This window comes from Ruegeria atlantica (assembly GCF_001458195.1).
GTDB classification, from domain to species: domain Bacteria; phylum Pseudomonadota; class Alphaproteobacteria; order Rhodobacterales; family Rhodobacteraceae; genus Ruegeria; species Ruegeria atlantica.
Genome location: NZ_CYPU01000039.1, coordinates 433462 through 449799, shown reverse-complemented (window position 1 = coordinate 449799; position 16338 = coordinate 433462). Strand labels below are relative to the sequence as shown.

Sequence of the window (16338 nt, the reverse complement as noted above, 5' to 3'; positions counted from 1 at the left end):
ATTGGTTGGTTTGATCAGTTTGTTACAGCAAGCATTTGGGGCAATGCATCTAATTTACGGCGCTATAGGGGGAAAAGCGACATCTGCATAAACCAAAACCGTCAGGCACTTGCTCTGATCAGGAAAGTTCCTTCTCCATCAGGATGGTCTTTCCGCTCACCTCTTTCTCGTGCCAGCCCAAGTAGTGATACATGGAGACTGTCGCTCGCATCAATTTATGCGTTCGCAACCTGAGCTTAGTGGCGCCCGTTCCGTTAGCATCTTGTTCAGCTATTCCGATTAACCGCCTCGCCAACCCTGCCCCTTGTGCCTTTGGCGATACGGCAAGGTTAAAGATCATCACCGCAGAATCGACCTGGTCAAAAACAATAAACCCGACGATGTCTTCATCCTGCGTGGCAACCCAGGCCTGATGCGCGACGATATCGTCGCCAACGCCGTCCGTGACATCGGGCAGATCAGGAATATCGCGAAGTGCATCCGCATAGGCCGCTGCAATACAGGTTGTGACGGCTTCGGTATCAACAGCACTTGCGCGGCGTAGTTTGATCTCGGGCATCTCGCGCTCTTTCTGTATTATCCTGAGGCACAATTGCACAAATGACGTCATAGCGCTTGCACATGCAAGGCTTGCGACCTAATAGCCAACCATGACCCAAGACACCCATGACCGCCTTCTGATCATCGACTTCGGCAGCCAGGTTACGCAGCTTATTGCGCGCCGCCTGCGCGAGCTGAATGTCTATTGCGAAATCCACCCCTATCAAAAAGTCACGATGGACTTTGTGCGGGAAATGGCCCCCAAGGCCGTGATATTCTCGGGCGGTCCTGACAGCGTGACACGTGAGGGTTCGCCCCGTGTACCGCAAGAGATCTTTGATTACGGCGTTCCAATCCTTGGCATCTGCTATGGCCAGCAGGTGATGATGCACCAGCTGGGCGGCAAAGTTGAAAGCGGACACGGCACGGCCGAGTTCGGGCGTGCGTTTGTTACCCCGCAGGCAAAGCTGGATATTTTGGAAGGCTGGTTTTCGGACGGTGACGAGCAGGTCTGGATGAGCCACGGCGACCATGTCAGCGAAATCGCGCCCGGCTTCACCGTTTACGGCACCTCGCCAAACGCGCCTTATGCGATTACAGCGGACAGCGACCGTCATTTCTATGCGGTTCAGTTCCACCCCGAAGTGCACCACACACCCAAAGGTGCAAAACTGTATGAGAATTTCGTCAAACTCGCCGGGTTCAAGGGCGATTGGACCATGGGTGCCTATCGCGAACAAATGATCGAAAAGATCCGCGAGCAGGTCGGCGACAAAAAGGTCATCTGCGGTCTGTCCGGTGGTGTCGACAGCTCGGTCGCGGCGATCCTGATCCACGAGGCAATCGGCGATCAGCTGACCTGTGTATTCGTGGACCATGGCTTGCTGCGCAAGAACGAAGCCGAAGAAGTCGTCGGCATGTTCCGCGACAATTACAACATCCAGCTGATCCACGCGAACGAAAGCGATCTGTTCCTTGGTGAACTCGAAGGTCAAAGCGACCCCGAGACCAAGCGCAAGATTATCGGCAAGCTGTTCATCGACGTGTTCCAGAAACACGCTGACACCATCGATGGTGCCGAATTCCTGGCGCAAGGCACGCTGTATCCGGACGTCATTGAATCGGTGTCCTTCTCGGGCGGCCCCTCGGTCACGATCAAATCGCACCACAACGTTGGCGGACTGCCAGAGAAAATGGGCCTGAAACTGGTCGAACCATTGCGCGAGCTGTTCAAGGACGAGGTTCGCGCCCTAGGCCGCGAACTAGGCCTGCCGCAGAGCTTTATTGGTCGTCACCCTTTCCCCGGTCCCGGTCTGGCGATTCGCTGCCCCGGTGAGATCACCCGCGAAAAGCTGGATATCCTGCGCGAAGCGGATGCGGTCTATATCGACCAGATTCGCAAGCACGGTTTGTACGATGACATCTGGCAAGCCTTTGTCGCGATTCTACCGGTTCGCACCGTTGGCGTCATGGGCGACGGGCGCACTTATGACTACGCTTGCGCCCTGCGTGCGGTGACATCGGTGGATGGTATGACGGCTGACTATTATCCATTCAGCCACGAATTCCTAGGCGAAACGGCCACGCGGATCATCAACGAAGTCAAGGGCATCAATCGCTGTACCTATGACATCACCTCGAAACCTCCGGGCACGATTGAGTGGGAATAGACGGCAATTTGTGTCAATTGTGCGCGTTGAGAACACTTAATCCACTTTCATCAGCGAGAGGCCTTCATGACGAACACCCATTTCTGGATATTGCAAAAGGTCCTGAAACGTGCGTCGAGAGCGTCACTGGAACAGGTCAAAACCTACCGGATTCTGGGTGAAACTTATGGCCAATACAATTCCATAGAAAACTGGGACTGCCACGATGGTGAGGGCCGTGAAATCCCGTGGTACACATATCCGGCCATCGAATACCTGGACAGCTTCGATCTGAACGGCGTTCGCGTTCTGGAATATGGCAGCGGGAACTCTTCGATCTACTATCTGAATGCAGGTGCAGAGGTAACGTCGGTCGAAAACGACAAAGGCTGGTTTGACAAGATTTCTGCTTCTCTCGCCGACAAACCGCATTTCACCTATTTCTTCGAGCGGGAAGAAGCGCAATATGTTGAACGCGATGAAATACGAAATGCCGATATCGTCGTCATCGATGGGCGCTATCGCAACGCCTGCGCCAGATTTGTTCGGGAACAGTTCCAGCAGAAACGGATAGATCCGACAATGATTGTGTTCGACAATTCGGACAGGCACCCGGACTGCATCGCCTTGCTGGACGAGGCCACAGGCTGGAACAGATGCGATTTCAACGGCTTCGGCCCGATAAATTCCTATACATGGACCACATCGGCCTATCTCAATCCATCGCGGCAACTGCCGAGAAAGAAACCTTTGGCCCCTATAGGTGGGCTGGGCATTCTGAGCGCCGACGACAGCTAGGACGCTGCGGATGCGATGCCGCCAACACACGATAGGATGGGCGTTGTGAAAATACTCAACAAGATCAGAAATTCGGTTTCAAAGCGTCTCAACCCACAAAATACCAGATATTATGGGCTGAACGCTCTGGATCAGAAGCTTGAGCCCTATCTGGATTTCGACAACGGTTCCTTTGTGGAACTCGGGGCCAATGACGGCGTCACGCAATCCAACACCTACTATTTCGAGAAAGAGCGGGGATGGCAGGGTGTCCTGATCGAACCGGCACCGCATAACTTCCTTAAATGTTTCTCTCTACGCGGAAGTCGGAGCAAGGTTTTTTGCAATGCCTGCGTCGAATTCGGATTTCCCGATCGTCTGATCGAGATGGTTTACGCAAACCTGATGAGCGTCAGTGTCGGACAGGAATTAGACCTTGCGGATCGAAGCGAGCATTTAAAGAATGCCCAGCTACATATGAAAGAAACCGAGGTCAGTTTCTCTTTCGGCGCGGTCGCGCGCCCGCTCAACGAAATTCTCATCGAGGCTGAAGCCCCCAGCAGAGTAAACCTGCTGTCTCTGGATGTCGAAGGGGCGGAACTGAATGTTCTGAAGGGGATTGATCATGACCGGTTTCGCTTTGATTTTATGTTGATCGAGTGCCGGGACCTGGATCGACTGCAGGGATTTCTGGGCACCGTTGGCTACAAATTGGAAACCGCCCTGAACCAGCAGGACTATCTTTTCCGCAACAACCGATAGGCTCAATCCATGCTCTTACGTCTAACGCGAAATTTGCCCGACCGGAGCCGGCGTCTGGCCATCACGCCCGGTTGTGTTCAGGTATTACCGTTTTGACGCGCTCACCGAGTCATCTAGTCAAAGCCGCACTTTGGATGACAGGGGCAATTACCTCATTTTCAGCTATGGCAATCGCTGGCCGTGAACTGAGCGTGACCCATGACACGTTCGAGATCATGTTCTACCGCAGCCTCGTCGGCATCTGCGTGGTCGCCCTGATCCTGACTCTGACGCGAAAGTGGCACCAGGTTTCGACTGAACGGATCGGCTTGCACGGCATCCGGAACGTATTGCATTTCACCGGGCAAAACCTCTGGTTCTATGCGGTCAGCGCCATTCCGTTGGCGCAGGTTTTTGCGCTGGAGTTTACCCAGCCCATATGGGTCATACTGCTGTCTCCACTTCTATTGAAAGAGCGCCTGACGACCGTGCGCATGCTATCGGCGCTGATCGGATTTGCCGGAATTCTACTGGTCGCCCGGCCGGGCTCCGTGCCTCTCAGTGCAGGTGTGATGACCGCTGCTATGTCCGCTGTTTTCTTCGCCTTAACAACGATATCGACAAAGTCCCTCACTCGTTTTGCCAGCATCGGATGCATCATGTTCTGGCTGACAGTAATGCAAGCCGTGCTGGGGCTGATCGCATCGGGTATCGACGGACAAATCACCCTGCCCTCGGCAAGCACAGCTCCGTTTTTGTTGCTGGTGGGACTGGCCGGGCTGCTGGCGCATTACTGCATCACAAATGCGCTGGCGATTGCCCCGGCAACCGTTGTGGTGCCGTTTGACTTTGCACGCCTGCCCACAATCGCGGTCATAGGTATGGTTCTGTATCACGAACCGCTGGATCACTGGACCCTATTAGGCGCTGCGGTAATTTTCGTAGGTATTTTCCTGAACGTTCACGCCGAGAATCGTAACAGTTTGGCAACACCTCTACGCGACACTCAACACAAGTAACGCACGGTCACCAGTTGACGATAAGGTAAAGCTCAAGAAAATAACGAGCACCACAATGCAGGTCAGTCCGCACCACATATCAACAGGCGCTGACCTCCAGGAGACCTAGAGGGAGGAACTAATGAAAAAAGCGCTTTTACAGGCGTGTGCGGTATGCGTTGGCGCAACCGGTGCTTACGCAGGCGGTCTTGATCGCAGCGGCCAGGGCGTCAACATTCTGTTTGAGGAAGGTTCTGTTGTTCAGTTCCGTTTGGGTTACGCAAACCCCGACGTGAGCGGTGAGCAGAACGGTGTTGATTCCGGAAACATCGCCAAAAGCTTCTGGACACCACACCTGGCATACAAGCATTCGTTTACCGATCAGTTGGACTTTGCTCTCATCTATGATGAACCGTACGGTGCCGATGTCGAGTACCCGTCGAACTATCCTTTGTCGCAGAACCCCTTGGCCGCTTTTGGTGGTCGCACCGACGTTTTGCGCGCTAAAGCGGATGTTGATGCGATTACTGCCCTGGTGCGTTACAAGTTCGATGGCGGCTTCAGCGCAATCGGCGGTATTCGCGCACAGCGAGCCAAGGCAACGGTTGCTGTCCCGGTTGTTGCCGGTTACGAATTTGAATCCGGCTCTGAGGTTGACTTCGGTTACGTCGTAGGCGTCGCATGGGAACGTCCCGAAATCGCGGCACGTGTCGCACTGACCTACAACTCAAAAATCACGCACGATTTCGACTCGACGGAGTCCATCAACCGAAGACCACCGCCCGTCCCCGCACCGCTTGTGACCGCACAGACCGAAACCGAAGTTGTGACGCCTCAATCGGTAAATCTGGACTTCCAGACCGGTGTGGCACCTAAAACGCTGCTGTTCGGCTCGATCCGCTGGGTTGACTGGCCGCAGACAGTTCTGGCACCGCCGGTTTATACTGCCGCTGCGCAACAGAACCTGGTTGACTACGCGGACGACACCTTCACCTACACACTGGGTCTTGGCTACAAGTTCACCGAAGAGTTTTCTGGCGCGATCTCTGCGGGCTATGAAACGTCCTCGGGTTCTGCTGTTTCGAACCTCGGCCCCACCGACGGTTTCTGGAGCCTTGGCGTAGGTGGTACATACTCCTTCGAGCAGGCTCAGATTTCTGGCGGCATCCGCTATACCGACATCGGAGACGCGACCACAACAACAGGTGGCGAATTCTCGGGCAACTCGGCATGGAGCGTCGGCCTTCAGCTCACTTACACGCTGAACTGATCCCGCCGACCGAACCAACTACAAAAACCCCGCCGCTTTCGGCGGGGTTTTTCTTTGCGCAAGTTTCGGGTCGAACATCGCCTTTGGGAATGCGAGAACGGGCTATGGAACCTCAAAAACACCTGTCTCCAAGGGCTTGGGCCGAACTGTTGCTTCTGGGCGTGATCTGGGGCGCATCCTTTATCTCGATCCGCGTCGCATTGGACACGATCCCCGTCATGACCTCGGTCCTGCACCGCGTTTTCTGGGCGATGCTGGCGCTGTGGATCGTTGCCTGGGTCAAAAAGCTGAGCGTTCCAATCAGTCCGCGTATCTGGGGCGCATTCCTGATGATGGGGTTGTTGAACAATGCCATCCCCTTCTCGCTTATGGCTTGGGGGCAGCTTTATATTGAAACTGGCCTGACCTCGATCCTGAACGCCGCAACCGCTGTTTTCGGCGTTTTGATCGCCGCAATGTTCTTCAAGGACGAGCGATTGACCCCAGCGCGCGGAGTGGGTGTCGGTCTGGGTTTTTTGGGTGTTGCAATTGCAATCGGCCTCAAAAATTTCGCAACTTTCAACCTTCAAAGCGTTGCCCAACTGGCAATCATCGCCGGAACAGTTTCTTACGCGTTGGCCAGCGCTTGGGCCAGAATCAAGTTGTCAGGCTTGTCTCCCATAGTTGCCGCAGCTGGCATGCTAACCGGCTCAACCATTCTGATTTTGCCTGTTTCCCTCGTGGTCGACGGGCTTCCCGTTTTGAACCTGCCGGCGATAACGTGGGCGGCCATTGCCTATTACGCCCTGATCGCAACGGCCGGAGCGTACTTGCTGTACTACCGCGTTCTTGCCATGGCCGGGGCCGGAAACCTGATGTTAGTAACGCTTGTCATACCGCCAGTCGCCATCGTTTTAGGCACACTGGTGCGCGACGAAACCTTACCGCCGCAGGCCTTTTTGGGCTTTGCCGTACTGGCGATCGGGTTGTTGATTCTGAACTGGTCCCGCTCACGTGATTGACGCCGCCCCCTGCCCGTTTTAGCTAGGTCAGAAAAAGGGACAGCGGACAATGATCTACAGCTCGGCAAAGGACTGGCGCGAAGCGGCCCGGAAAAAAGTGCTGTTCTTCGGCATGTCTGGGCTGGGTAAGACCTATGTGTCGACCGTGCTGCGCGATTCCGGGGACTGGTTCCACTACTCGATCGACTACCGCATCGGCACCCGGTACATGGGCGAATACATCATCGACAACGCCAAAGCCGAGGCGATGAAAGTTCCATTCCTGCGCGACCTGTTGCTGTCGGATTCGATCTATATCGGCTCAAATATCTCGTTCGAAAACCTGACACCGGTTGCGACCTATCTGGGCAAACCGGGCAAACCGGAACTGGGTGGCTTGGAACTGACGGAGTATCGTCGCCGGCAGGAGCAGTTCCGCCTGGCTGAGATCCACGCCTTACTGGACACCGAGTATTTCATCGACCGCGCCAAGCGTTTGTATCAATACCCGAACTTCATCTGTGATACCGGCGGGTCAATTTGCGAATGGGTCGATCCTGAGGACCCGGCCGATCATGTCTTGTCCGAGCTGTCCCGCCAAACCCTGATGATCTGGATCAAGGGCGATGAGGACCACACCGCTGAACTGATCCGCCGTTTCGATAAGGCCCCTAAGCCGATGTCCTATCAGGCAGAGTTTCTGACCCGGGTCTGGGACGAATACCTCACCGAACATGGCTACGTTCCCGAGGACGTCGACCCTGACGCCTTTATCCGCTGGACCTATGCCCGTGCCTTGGCGCACCGCCAACCGCGCTATCAGGCCATGGCGGATAATTGGGGTGTCACAGTCACCGCTGATGACATGCACAAGGTCCGCGATGCGAGTGATTTCGATGAGTTGATCGAACGCACCCTTGAGACCCGGACAAACCGGGCTTAATTACCGCCTCTACACAGTAACTCCAAAGGCTTGCACCTAATGCCGATCAAGATCCCTTCCGACCTGCCCGCTTACGACGTTCTCACCAAAGAGGGCGTCATGGTCATGGCTGCGGATCAGGCAATGCGTCAGGACATCCGCCCCTTGCGGATCGGATTGCTGAATCTGATGCCCAAGAAGATTCAGACCGAAAACCAGTTCGCGCGTCTGATTGGTGCCACGCCTCTGCAGATCGACCTGTCGCTGATCCGCATGACCGAACATCGCACCAGGAACACCGCCGCCGATCACATGGCCGAGTTCTACCAACCGTTCCAAGAGGTAAAGGATCAGAAATTCGACGGCCTGATCATCACGGGCGCGCCGATCGAGCATCTGGAGTTCGATGACGTCACCTATTGGGACGAGATGACCGAAGTATTCGAATGGACTCAGACGAACGTCCATTCCACCTTTGGCGTTTGCTGGGGTGGAATGGCGATGATCAACCATTTCCACGGCATCGACAAACAGGCGCTCGATGCCAAGGCGTTTGGTTGCTATCGGCACCAGAATCTGGCTCCTTCTTCCCCGTTTTTACGCGGTTTTTCTGATGATTGCGTGATCCCTGTCAGCCGCTGGACCACAATGAACCAATCTGAGATCAACAGCGCGCCTGGCCTGACGACATTGTTGGGCAGCGATGAGGTCGGCCCCTGTCTGGTCGAGGACCCCTCGCATCGTGCGATCTATATCTTTAACCATTTCGAATATGACAGTGATACGTTGAAGCAGGAATATGATCGCGATGTCTCGAACGGGACCCCCATCAACGTGCCGATGAACTACTATCCAGACGACGATCCATCACAACCGCCGCAAAACCGATGGCGCAGCCATGCGCATCTGCTGTACGGCAACTGGATCAATGAGATTTACCAGTCCACACCGTTCAACATGGAAGACGTTGGTCATTAAAGTTTTGATATTCCTTGGCCTCGTTCTATCGGGTCTGATCCTGCTGACCGTCTGGCGCGCAGCACAGAACGAAGCTGCGGCTGAGGCTCGTTTCCCTCCTGAGGGTGAAATGGTGATGGTCGACGGTATCGCCGTCCATGCGGTGGTCATGGGCGACGGCCCCGATGTGGTTCTGATCCACGGGTCCAGCGGTAACACCCGTGACATGACTTTTTCTCTTGCACCGATCTTGGCCGAGAACTTCCGTGTGATCGTATTCGACCGACCCGGTCTGGGCTATAGTGACAGCTTCAATTCGAACGGCGAACCCATTGAAGAACAAGCGTTAATCCTGCAAAAGGCTGCAGCCCAATTAGGAGCCGAAAAACCTATTGTTGCGGGGCAAAGCTATGGCGGGTCCGTATCGCTGGCTTGGGCGGTCACCCGGCCCGACAACATTTCTGCCCTTGTTTTGATCGCACCGGCTGCAATCCCGTGGGAGACGCCACTGGACGGTTTCAACAAGCTGGCGTCGACTGAGGCGGGCAATACGCTGGCCCTGCCCCTGATCACCGCGTTTGTCCCTGAATGGTACGTGGAACAAGCGCTGGACAAAGTCTTTGCCCCGCAGAAGGCACCCGCAGGGTATGCTCAGCATTTCGGCCCCGGCCTGACGATGCGACGCGCCTCGATGAATGCGAATGCCAAGCAACGGGCCAACCTGCTGGACGAAGTTCGCGCCCTGCAACCCCGCTATGGGGAAATTTCCGTACCGACCGAAGTTGTTCACGGAACGGCTGACACCACTGTCAAGTTTGCCTGGCATGCAGAACAACTGGTCGACCAAATCCCCGACGCGGAACTGATCGAGCTTCCGGGTATTGGTCACATGCCGCAGGTTGTGGCCGCCCCCGAGGTTGCCTCAGCAATCGACCGCGCGGCCGACCGAGCGGGTTTGCGTTAAACCGGCAGCTAATCCATAGTAGGATATGGATTTTATGGCGAGGTAGCTAATGGCCCGTTCGGAAAAAGGTTCCATTGAAAAGTATTTCCGCAAGGACGCGCCGAAAGAGGTGCGATCAGCCATTGAAAACGCAAAGAAAGACGACATCCTGAACCCGACATATCCTTACGAAGAAAGAATGAAGCGTAAGGATTACGAGAAAGAAATGGATCTGCTGCAGATCGAGCTGGTCAAAATGCAATCCTGGGTCAGGGAAACAGACAATCGCGTTGCTATCATTTTCGAAGGCCGCGATGCCGCCGGAAAAGGTGGTACGATCAAACGCTTTCGCGAGAACCTAAATCCGCGCGGCGCCCGCAACGTGGCGCTGAGCAAACCCTCCGACACCGAACGCAGCCAATGGTACTTCCAACGTTACGTTCAACATCTGCCTGCGGCAGGCGAAATCGTGTTCTTTGACCGCAGCTGGTACAATCGCGGTGTGGTCGAAAACGTCTTTGGTTTTTGCGAACCCGAAGAACGCGAACGTTTTTTCAGGCAGGTTCTGCCGCTTGAAACCGGACTGGTGAATGACGGGATCAAACTGTTCAAATTCTGGCTTAACGTCGGGCGCGCGGAGCAACTGAACCGCTTTCTGGCACGTGAGACAGATCCGCTAAAGCAATGGAAACTTAGCCCAATCGACATTGCGGGGCTTGGTAAGTGGGACGAGTACACGCAATCGATCTCGGAAACTCTGACCCGCAGTCACTCAGACCTTTGCCCTTGGACCATCATTCGCTCAGACGACAAAAAACGCGCCCGCATCGCGGCAATACGAACTGTTTTGCACGCGCTGGAATATGATGAAAAAGACAAGAAGGCTATTGGCAAGATCGATCCACTGATTTGCGGCGGACCCGAGGTGTTGGACGCGTGATGACATTTTCGCGCTCCATTGCTGCCAAGGGTTGGACGAACCGGCAGGCGTGGATTATGTCTTGGTTCCCCGGAACTTAAACAAAAAGGCTCGTGACACAGGCATGGCAAAACGCGGGTATCACCACGGCAATCTCAAGCAAGCCCTGATCGAGGCCGCTCTTTCGCTGATCGAAGAAAAAGGTCCGACAGGCTTTACCCTTTCCGAGGCCGCAAAGACCGCGGGTGTAACGCCTGCAGCTGTATACAGGCACTTTCAGGGGCGCGAGGACCTGATTGCGGAAGCCGCCCGTCAGGGCTTTGAAATGTTTGCCGACCTGATGCAGTACGCCTATGACACAGGCCAACCCTCGGCCTTGGCAGCGTTTGAGGCTACTGGTCGGGCTTATCTGGCTTTTGCCCGCAAGCACCCTGGTCACTACATCGCCATGTTCGAAAGCGGGATTTCCGTAAACCGAACGCCTGAATTGGCGCTGGCCGCCAACCGGGCCAAGAGCGTGCTGGAAAAAGCAGCCGCAGATCTTTCGCAACACATCCCGCCAGAAAAACGGCCACCTGCGTCGATGTTCAGTGCTCACATCTGGGCCATGAGCCATGGCGTTGTTGAGCTTTATGCCCGAAACACAGGTGCCAGCTCTCCATTCCCGCCAGAGGATCTGTTGGAAAGTGGCATTGGAATATATTTGCGGGGTTTAGGTCTGGTTCCGCAGGACGATTGAGGTTCGAGCTAGAACCTGGGCCTTGGTGCCGGAACACTAAGGCCCGAGGTGACGTTAATCAGATCCATCTGCCCCATGCCCTTGATATCCACCGGCCCAATATCCGAGACCTGGAACTCATCAATCAACGCATATTTCATCTCTTCCGGGGCGACAATATTCATTGGGTTTGCAAAGACTTGCAGGCGTGAAGCAATGTTCACGGCTGGACCAAACACATCGTAGACGTATTTCTGAATACCCACGACCGAGCCGACAGCCGGCCCCATTCCCAGACCGATCCGAGCCTGCCATTTATGCGGATGGCTTTCGTTGCGCCGTTCGAGGTATCGCAAGAACCGGACCGCGCAATGGGCTACGGCCGTCGCATGATCCGGTGTTGCGTCCGGCATACCCGAGACCGCCAAATAAGCGTCCCCGATAGTTTTGATCCGTTCGCAGCCATATTGTTCGACGATCCGGTCGAAGGCCGTGAAGACATCGTTCAACTCGCTGAGTGTCACAGTCGGGTCGGTCTTTGCCGCAAAGTCCGTAAAGCCCACAAAATCCAGCATCACGACCGAGACCTGATCGTAGAGCTGCGGCGTAACGACACCAAAGGTCTTGAACTCTTCGTACACAGCGCGGGGCATGAGGTTCAACAACAGCCGTTCGACCCGCTCTTTCTCGCGTTCCAATTCGCGCGTATTACGCTCGACCATGGTCGAATAACTGTCGATCATGCTCTCAAGCTCGCGAATGCGGGTGATGTTCTGAAATTCGACCACCAGCACCTGTTCGGAAAGGCCGTTGGCCAGGGACACCGCAACCGCGAATATCAGCGTCCGGCGCTTGGGCTTGACCTGCAGCTCGGCCGAGTAGCGCAAGCCGGATTGCTTGACGTCTTCAAGCTCTTTTGGATCAAGGTCGGGAAAATAATCCAACAGGGTCTGACCTTCGGCCGGTGCCCCAAACCACTCGGTAAATGGACCGTTGTGAAACACGAAACCCAAATCCGAGGCCCGCACAACAGCGACGCCGACACCAATCGCGCGGAGCAGCTGTTCGTTTATGGCCAGAATACTCATGCGGCGTCGCGTGCCACGATGATGGCTCGTTTTGACTCGATGGCATCAAGGGCAATTTTTACATGCGCGTCTTCCATTCCATGCATCGACAGGGCCTCGCTGAAAAGCGCGGCCATCTCGTCAAAATCGGCGTGAGAGATGTTCAGGTGACGATGAACCGCCTCGATCCTGTCATCGCTAAAGGATGCGGGTCCACCAACCAGGGACGAAACAAACTTGGTCTGATGATCAATCAAACGAGGCATGTCTATTTCTTCGAAATGACCGCCGATCTGATCGGACTCCAACGCCATTTCGTAAAAGGTCATCACGATCCGCGAGATCGTTTTGAAGCCACCGTATCTTTCGTAAATTGTCTGCCCCACGACACATAACCCAAACGTTATTCACCACTAACGTCACGAGGTTATATCATATTGACAGTTTTGTTAACGCTTATGACGCGGATGCACTGCGGGGCGACCATTTAGGTGGCGTGTTGAGACATGAATTCACACGCTCAGATCGTCGGCGCAGGGGATGAACCCGACGTATCCCCCCTGTTCCAGCAATCGCGTCTGCCCCCCCACGCGCCAATACAGCTTGCGCCGCGCCGCGACCAATTCCCGCCGAAGGCGGAACCAAAGCGGCCCCTTATCCAGCCCGCTGTTGGTTTTCTGGTCTTGGGATCGTTCGCTGACCTTCACCTCTTTGACCGCGTGATCTTGTTGTTTCGACCAGATCATCTGCACCCCAACAGCCGGAAAGCACTGATACATCCGCCAATCCGACCGTGGGATGGAGACGAAATCGTCCAGGTGATCCGAATACTTTTCGGACCAATTCAGCAGTTTCTGGCAGGCCCGCTGAGAAAGCACATAGGCGGCCGCACTCGGGGCCATCTCCAACATGGGCCGGACGGTGACGCCTGCGATACGCGTCTCTGGCCCAAAACGAAGAGATTTGGGGGAATAGTCCAGTTTCACCATGTCAAAGGCATCTGGGGCCGCCATCAGCGCTGAAATCACAGATCCTGCCTGAATGGACATTTCGACGTCATCTTCAAAAATGGCCACCGCTTGCAGGTTTTGATCCACGACCGCCTGCCAAACCGCGCGATGGCTTTCGAAACAGGCGATTTCGCTTTGCGTCAATCCCCAGCGACTGCCCGATCCGGCAACATAGCCGCTGGCGTCCACAACTCCGGGTTTCTGGGCATCCGTCGCGCCAAACCGGATGGCACCCACCAAGCCTGCATGATTGAACTGCGCTTCCATGAAGTCACGGCGCACTGGGACCCGATCCAGATTGATAAAAAAGGCACCCGTCTCTGGTGGCAGTTCGTGACGTCCCACGGTGTTTCCTTTCAAGCAGTTACGCCAGATACACACTGGCAAGGCGGACAATCAAGTCCGCGCTTGAGCAATATGTATCCAGTTTCGCCTATCCTGATTTAGAAGTCCCGATTAAGCTGCGCTGGGAAAACAATAAACAGGATTCTTGCAATGACGTCTCATGGATATTCCGGCGGTCGCCTGAACCTGCCGTTTGTGGGTATATCGACCTTTGGCAAAGCTCCGTATGTCGAGGATTGGGACAAAATCGAAGCCGACGTCGCCATCATGGGAGCCCCTTTTGATTTCGGCACGCAATGGCGTTCGGGCGCGCGTTTCGGCCCAAGGGCGGTGCGAGAGGCATCGACCCTGTTCAGCTTTGGACACGCCGGTGCGTATGATCACGAGGATGATGCTACTTACTTGGATGCGTCCGTCCGGATGGTCGATATCGGTGACGCGGATATCATCCACACCAAAACCGAAGAAAGCCACGCGAACATTCAGTTTGGTGTGGAAAAGATGCTGAACGCAGGCGCCCTGCCCGTCACTATCGGTGGAGATCACTCGGTCAACATCCCGTGCATCAACGCTTTCGAAAAGGATTGCGAGAAAAACGGACCCATCCACGTCGTGCAAATTGATGCGCATCTGGATTTCGTGGACGAACGGCATGGCGTGACCGCCGGACACGGCAACCCAATGCGGCGCGCAATTGAAAAATCGTATGTTTCGGGCATGACGCAACTGGGCATCCGGAACGTGTCGTCAACCGCCAAAGAAGGATATGAAGACGCCCGCGCCCGTGGGTCTGACATTCTGTCCGTGCGACAGGTGCGCAAGCTCGGTACAGATGGCGTGTTGGCGCGCATCCCGGAAGGCGCCCGGTATTATGTCACGATTGATATCGACGCATTCTGCCCGTCCATCGCCTCTGGCACTGGAACGCCCAGCCACGGCGGGTTCCAGTACTATGATGTCTTGGAGATAATTCAGGGGCTTGCGAAACGCGGAGACGTAGTCGGGATCGATCTGGTCGAAGTGGCTCCGAATTACGACCCGACCGAGAGCACGCAGATTCTCGCGGCTCAGGTTCTGCTGAACTTCATCGGATTCATCTTTCACGAACGTGGCAAGAAGGGCTGATCGCCCTTCCTGCCAGATCAATTATGCACTGATCGTGTTGTGTTCAGGGCCATAGGGGAAGCCGGTAATGTTTTCGGCACCGGTTTCCTCGACCACCAGAATGTCGTGTTCCCGGTATCCGCCTGCGCCCTTCTGACCTTCCGGAATCCAAAGCATCGGTTCAATTGAAACGACCATGCCCGGTTCCAAAACCGTATCGATATCCTCGCGCAGCTCCAGCCCCGCCTCGCGCCCGTAATAGTGGCTGAGGATACCGAAAGAGTGGCCGTACCCGAAGGACCGGTACTGCAGCAGGCCTTCGTCAGCGAAAAAGCGGTTGATCTCTTCGCAGATCCCCGAGCAGGTCGCGCCGGGTTTAATCAGGCTCAGACCCAGCTCATGCGCGGCAACGTTGGCTTTCCAGATGCGCAGGCTATCGGCGTCGGGTTCGCCTAAGAACAGAGTGCGCTCCAGCGCTGTGTAATAACCTGAAATCATCGGGAAAGTGTTCAGGGATAGGATATCGCCCTTTTCCAACGCGCGCTTGGTGACCGGGTTATGTGCGCCATCCGTGTTCAGGCCTGACTGAAACCAAACCCAAGTGTCGCGGTATTCGGCATCCGGATAGGCACGGGCAATCTCGGCCTCCATCGCGTCACGCCCGGCCATCGCGATCTCGATCTCGGTCGCGCCTTCACGGATCGCGGCGTGGATAGCCGCGCCACCAACATCCGCAGTACGCGCGCCGCCTTTGATCAATTCGATCTCTTCGGCTGATTTCACCATCCGTGCAGCCATCGTATCAGCCGCGATATCGATCAGTTCCGGCCCACCCAACATGTCCAGCGCCGTGTCGCGCATTGCCAGGGTCATGTGGTCACCCTCGATACCGACCCGGCGGGCAGAGCTGATCAGGCTGGCTACAGCGCGCCAGTAATTGTTCCGCTTCCAATCGGTGTAGATCACGTTCTCTTCGACCGACCGGCGCCAGGGCTGCCCGGCGTCGATATTGGCCGAAACCGTGGTACAGGCAACCTGCGTTACAACACAGCCATAGGGGCGACCAAACGAGCAGTACAGGAAGCCCGAGTAGTAAGCGATGTTCTGCATCGACGTCAGCAGAACTGCGGGAATGTCCCGTGCCGCCATGGTCGCGCGCAGGCTGGCAAGGCGACGGTCGTATTCAGCCCGGCTGAATGGCAACGGCGCTTTGTCACCGTTGTGGCAGGTGAAAAACTCGGGGCGGTTGTTCAGATCTTTCATCTTTGACTCTCCTCAACGCCGGACTGGCATCGCCCGGCCACAAGTCCCGGCGTTCAGGACGAGCGGCCTCGGGATCCGAGAGCCATGCACCCCGCTTTGCGTCACGACGCCATCGTGACGGGGGTACATGGTGAA

17 protein-coding genes are annotated in these 16338 nt (G+C 55.6%); 12 read left to right on the top strand and 5 right to left on the bottom strand.

The window, feature by feature from the left end; all coding sequences use genetic code 11:
- Positions 1 to 118 precede the first annotated feature (118 nt).
- Positions 119 to 559, bottom strand: coding sequence for a GNAT family N-acetyltransferase (locus tag RUA4292_RS12065; RefSeq protein WP_058277791.1), 441 nt, complete (start codon positions 557 to 559; stop codon positions 119 to 121).
- A gap of 91 nt (positions 560 to 650) precedes the next feature.
- Here RUA4292_RS12065 and guaA point away from each other — a divergent pair, with 91 nt between their 5' ends.
- The 11 genes from guaA (at position 651) to RUA4292_RS12010 (ending at position 11435) form a co-directional block, all read left to right on the top strand.
- Positions 651 to 2210, top strand: coding sequence for a glutamine-hydrolyzing GMP synthase (gene guaA, locus RUA4292_RS12060; protein ID WP_058277790.1), 1560 nt, complete (start codon positions 651 to 653; stop codon positions 2208 to 2210).
- Positions 2211 to 2276: 66 nt separating this feature from the next.
- On the top strand, positions 2277 to 2987 hold the full coding sequence (locus RUA4292_RS12055; RefSeq protein ID WP_058277789.1) for a hypothetical protein: 711 nt from the start codon (positions 2277 to 2279) through the stop codon (positions 2985 to 2987).
- A gap of 45 nt (positions 2988 to 3032) precedes the next feature.
- Positions 3033 to 3728 carry an FkbM family methyltransferase gene (locus RUA4292_RS12050; protein WP_158507024.1) on the top strand — a complete coding sequence of 232 codons (696 nt, stop codon included), beginning with the start codon at positions 3033 to 3035 and terminating at the stop codon, positions 3726 to 3728.
- Between the two features lie 92 nt (positions 3729 to 3820).
- On the top strand, positions 3821 to 4726 hold the full coding sequence (locus RUA4292_RS12045; RefSeq protein ID WP_058277788.1) for a DMT family transporter: 906 nt from the start codon (positions 3821 to 3823) through the stop codon (positions 4724 to 4726).
- Between the two features lie 121 nt (positions 4727 to 4847).
- On the top strand, positions 4848 to 5975 hold the full coding sequence (locus RUA4292_RS12040; RefSeq protein WP_058277787.1) for an OmpP1/FadL family transporter: 1128 nt from the start codon (positions 4848 to 4850) through the stop codon (positions 5973 to 5975).
- 104 nt (positions 5976 to 6079) lie between these two features.
- Positions 6080 to 6976 (top strand): DMT family transporter, encoded by an 897-nt coding sequence (locus RUA4292_RS12035; RefSeq protein ID WP_058277786.1) that lies wholly within the window; start codon positions 6080 to 6082, stop codon positions 6974 to 6976.
- 49 nt (positions 6977 to 7025) lie between these two features.
- A complete protein-coding gene (locus RUA4292_RS12030) occupies positions 7026 to 7898 on the top strand; it encodes a hypothetical protein (RefSeq protein ID WP_058277785.1) in 873 nt (290 codons plus the stop codon).
- Between the two features lie 39 nt (positions 7899 to 7937).
- A complete protein-coding gene (gene metA / locus RUA4292_RS12025; RefSeq protein WP_058271457.1) occupies positions 7938 to 8855 on the top strand; it encodes a homoserine O-acetyltransferase MetA in 918 nt (305 codons plus the stop codon).
- Positions 8845 to 9798, top strand: coding sequence for an alpha/beta fold hydrolase (locus RUA4292_RS12020; RefSeq protein WP_233493426.1), 954 nt, complete (start codon positions 8845 to 8847; stop codon positions 9796 to 9798). The genes metA and RUA4292_RS12020 overlap by 11 nt, the downstream gene beginning before the upstream one ends.
- Positions 9799 to 9847: 49 nt before the next feature.
- Positions 9848 to 10717, top strand: a complete 870-nt coding sequence (gene ppk2, locus RUA4292_RS12015; RefSeq protein ID WP_058277783.1) for a polyphosphate kinase 2 — start codon at positions 9848 to 9850, stop codon at positions 10715 to 10717.
- 103 nt (positions 10718 to 10820) lie between these two features.
- Complete coding sequence (locus RUA4292_RS12010) at positions 10821 to 11435, top strand: TetR/AcrR family transcriptional regulator (RefSeq protein WP_058271885.1); 615 nt, start codon at positions 10821 to 10823, stop codon at positions 11433 to 11435.
- A gap of 8 nt (positions 11436 to 11443) precedes the next feature.
- Here RUA4292_RS12010 and RUA4292_RS12005 read toward each other — a convergent pair whose 3' ends face one another.
- From RUA4292_RS12005 to RUA4292_RS11995, 3 genes are all read right to left on the bottom strand, one after another.
- Positions 11444 to 12502, bottom strand: a complete 1059-nt coding sequence (locus RUA4292_RS12005; RefSeq protein ID WP_058271454.1) for an adenylate/guanylate cyclase domain-containing protein — start codon at positions 12500 to 12502, stop codon at positions 11444 to 11446.
- Positions 12499 to 12867 (bottom strand): group I truncated hemoglobin, encoded by a 369-nt coding sequence (locus tag RUA4292_RS12000; protein ID WP_058277782.1) that lies wholly within the window; start codon positions 12865 to 12867, stop codon positions 12499 to 12501. The genes RUA4292_RS12005 and RUA4292_RS12000 overlap by 4 nt, the downstream gene beginning before the upstream one ends.
- A 126-nt stretch (positions 12868 to 12993) precedes the next feature.
- The gene (locus tag RUA4292_RS11995; RefSeq protein ID WP_158507022.1) at positions 12994 to 13836 is read right to left on the bottom strand and encodes a glycosyltransferase family 25 protein; all 843 of its coding nucleotides are present in this window, start codon (positions 13834 to 13836) and stop codon (positions 12994 to 12996) included.
- Positions 13837 to 13986: 150 nt separating this feature from the next.
- Here RUA4292_RS11995 and speB point away from each other — a divergent pair, with 150 nt between their 5' ends.
- The gene (gene speB / locus RUA4292_RS11990; protein ID WP_058277780.1) at positions 13987 to 14961 is read left to right on the top strand and encodes an agmatinase; all 975 of its coding nucleotides are present in this window, start codon (positions 13987 to 13989) and stop codon (positions 14959 to 14961) included.
- Positions 14962 to 14982: 21 nt separating this feature from the next.
- Here speB and RUA4292_RS11985 read toward each other — a convergent pair whose 3' ends face one another.
- Positions 14983 to 16203 (bottom strand): aminopeptidase P family protein, encoded by a 1221-nt coding sequence (locus RUA4292_RS11985; RefSeq protein ID WP_058277779.1) that lies wholly within the window; start codon positions 16201 to 16203, stop codon positions 14983 to 14985.
- Positions 16204 to 16338 lie beyond the last annotated feature (135 nt).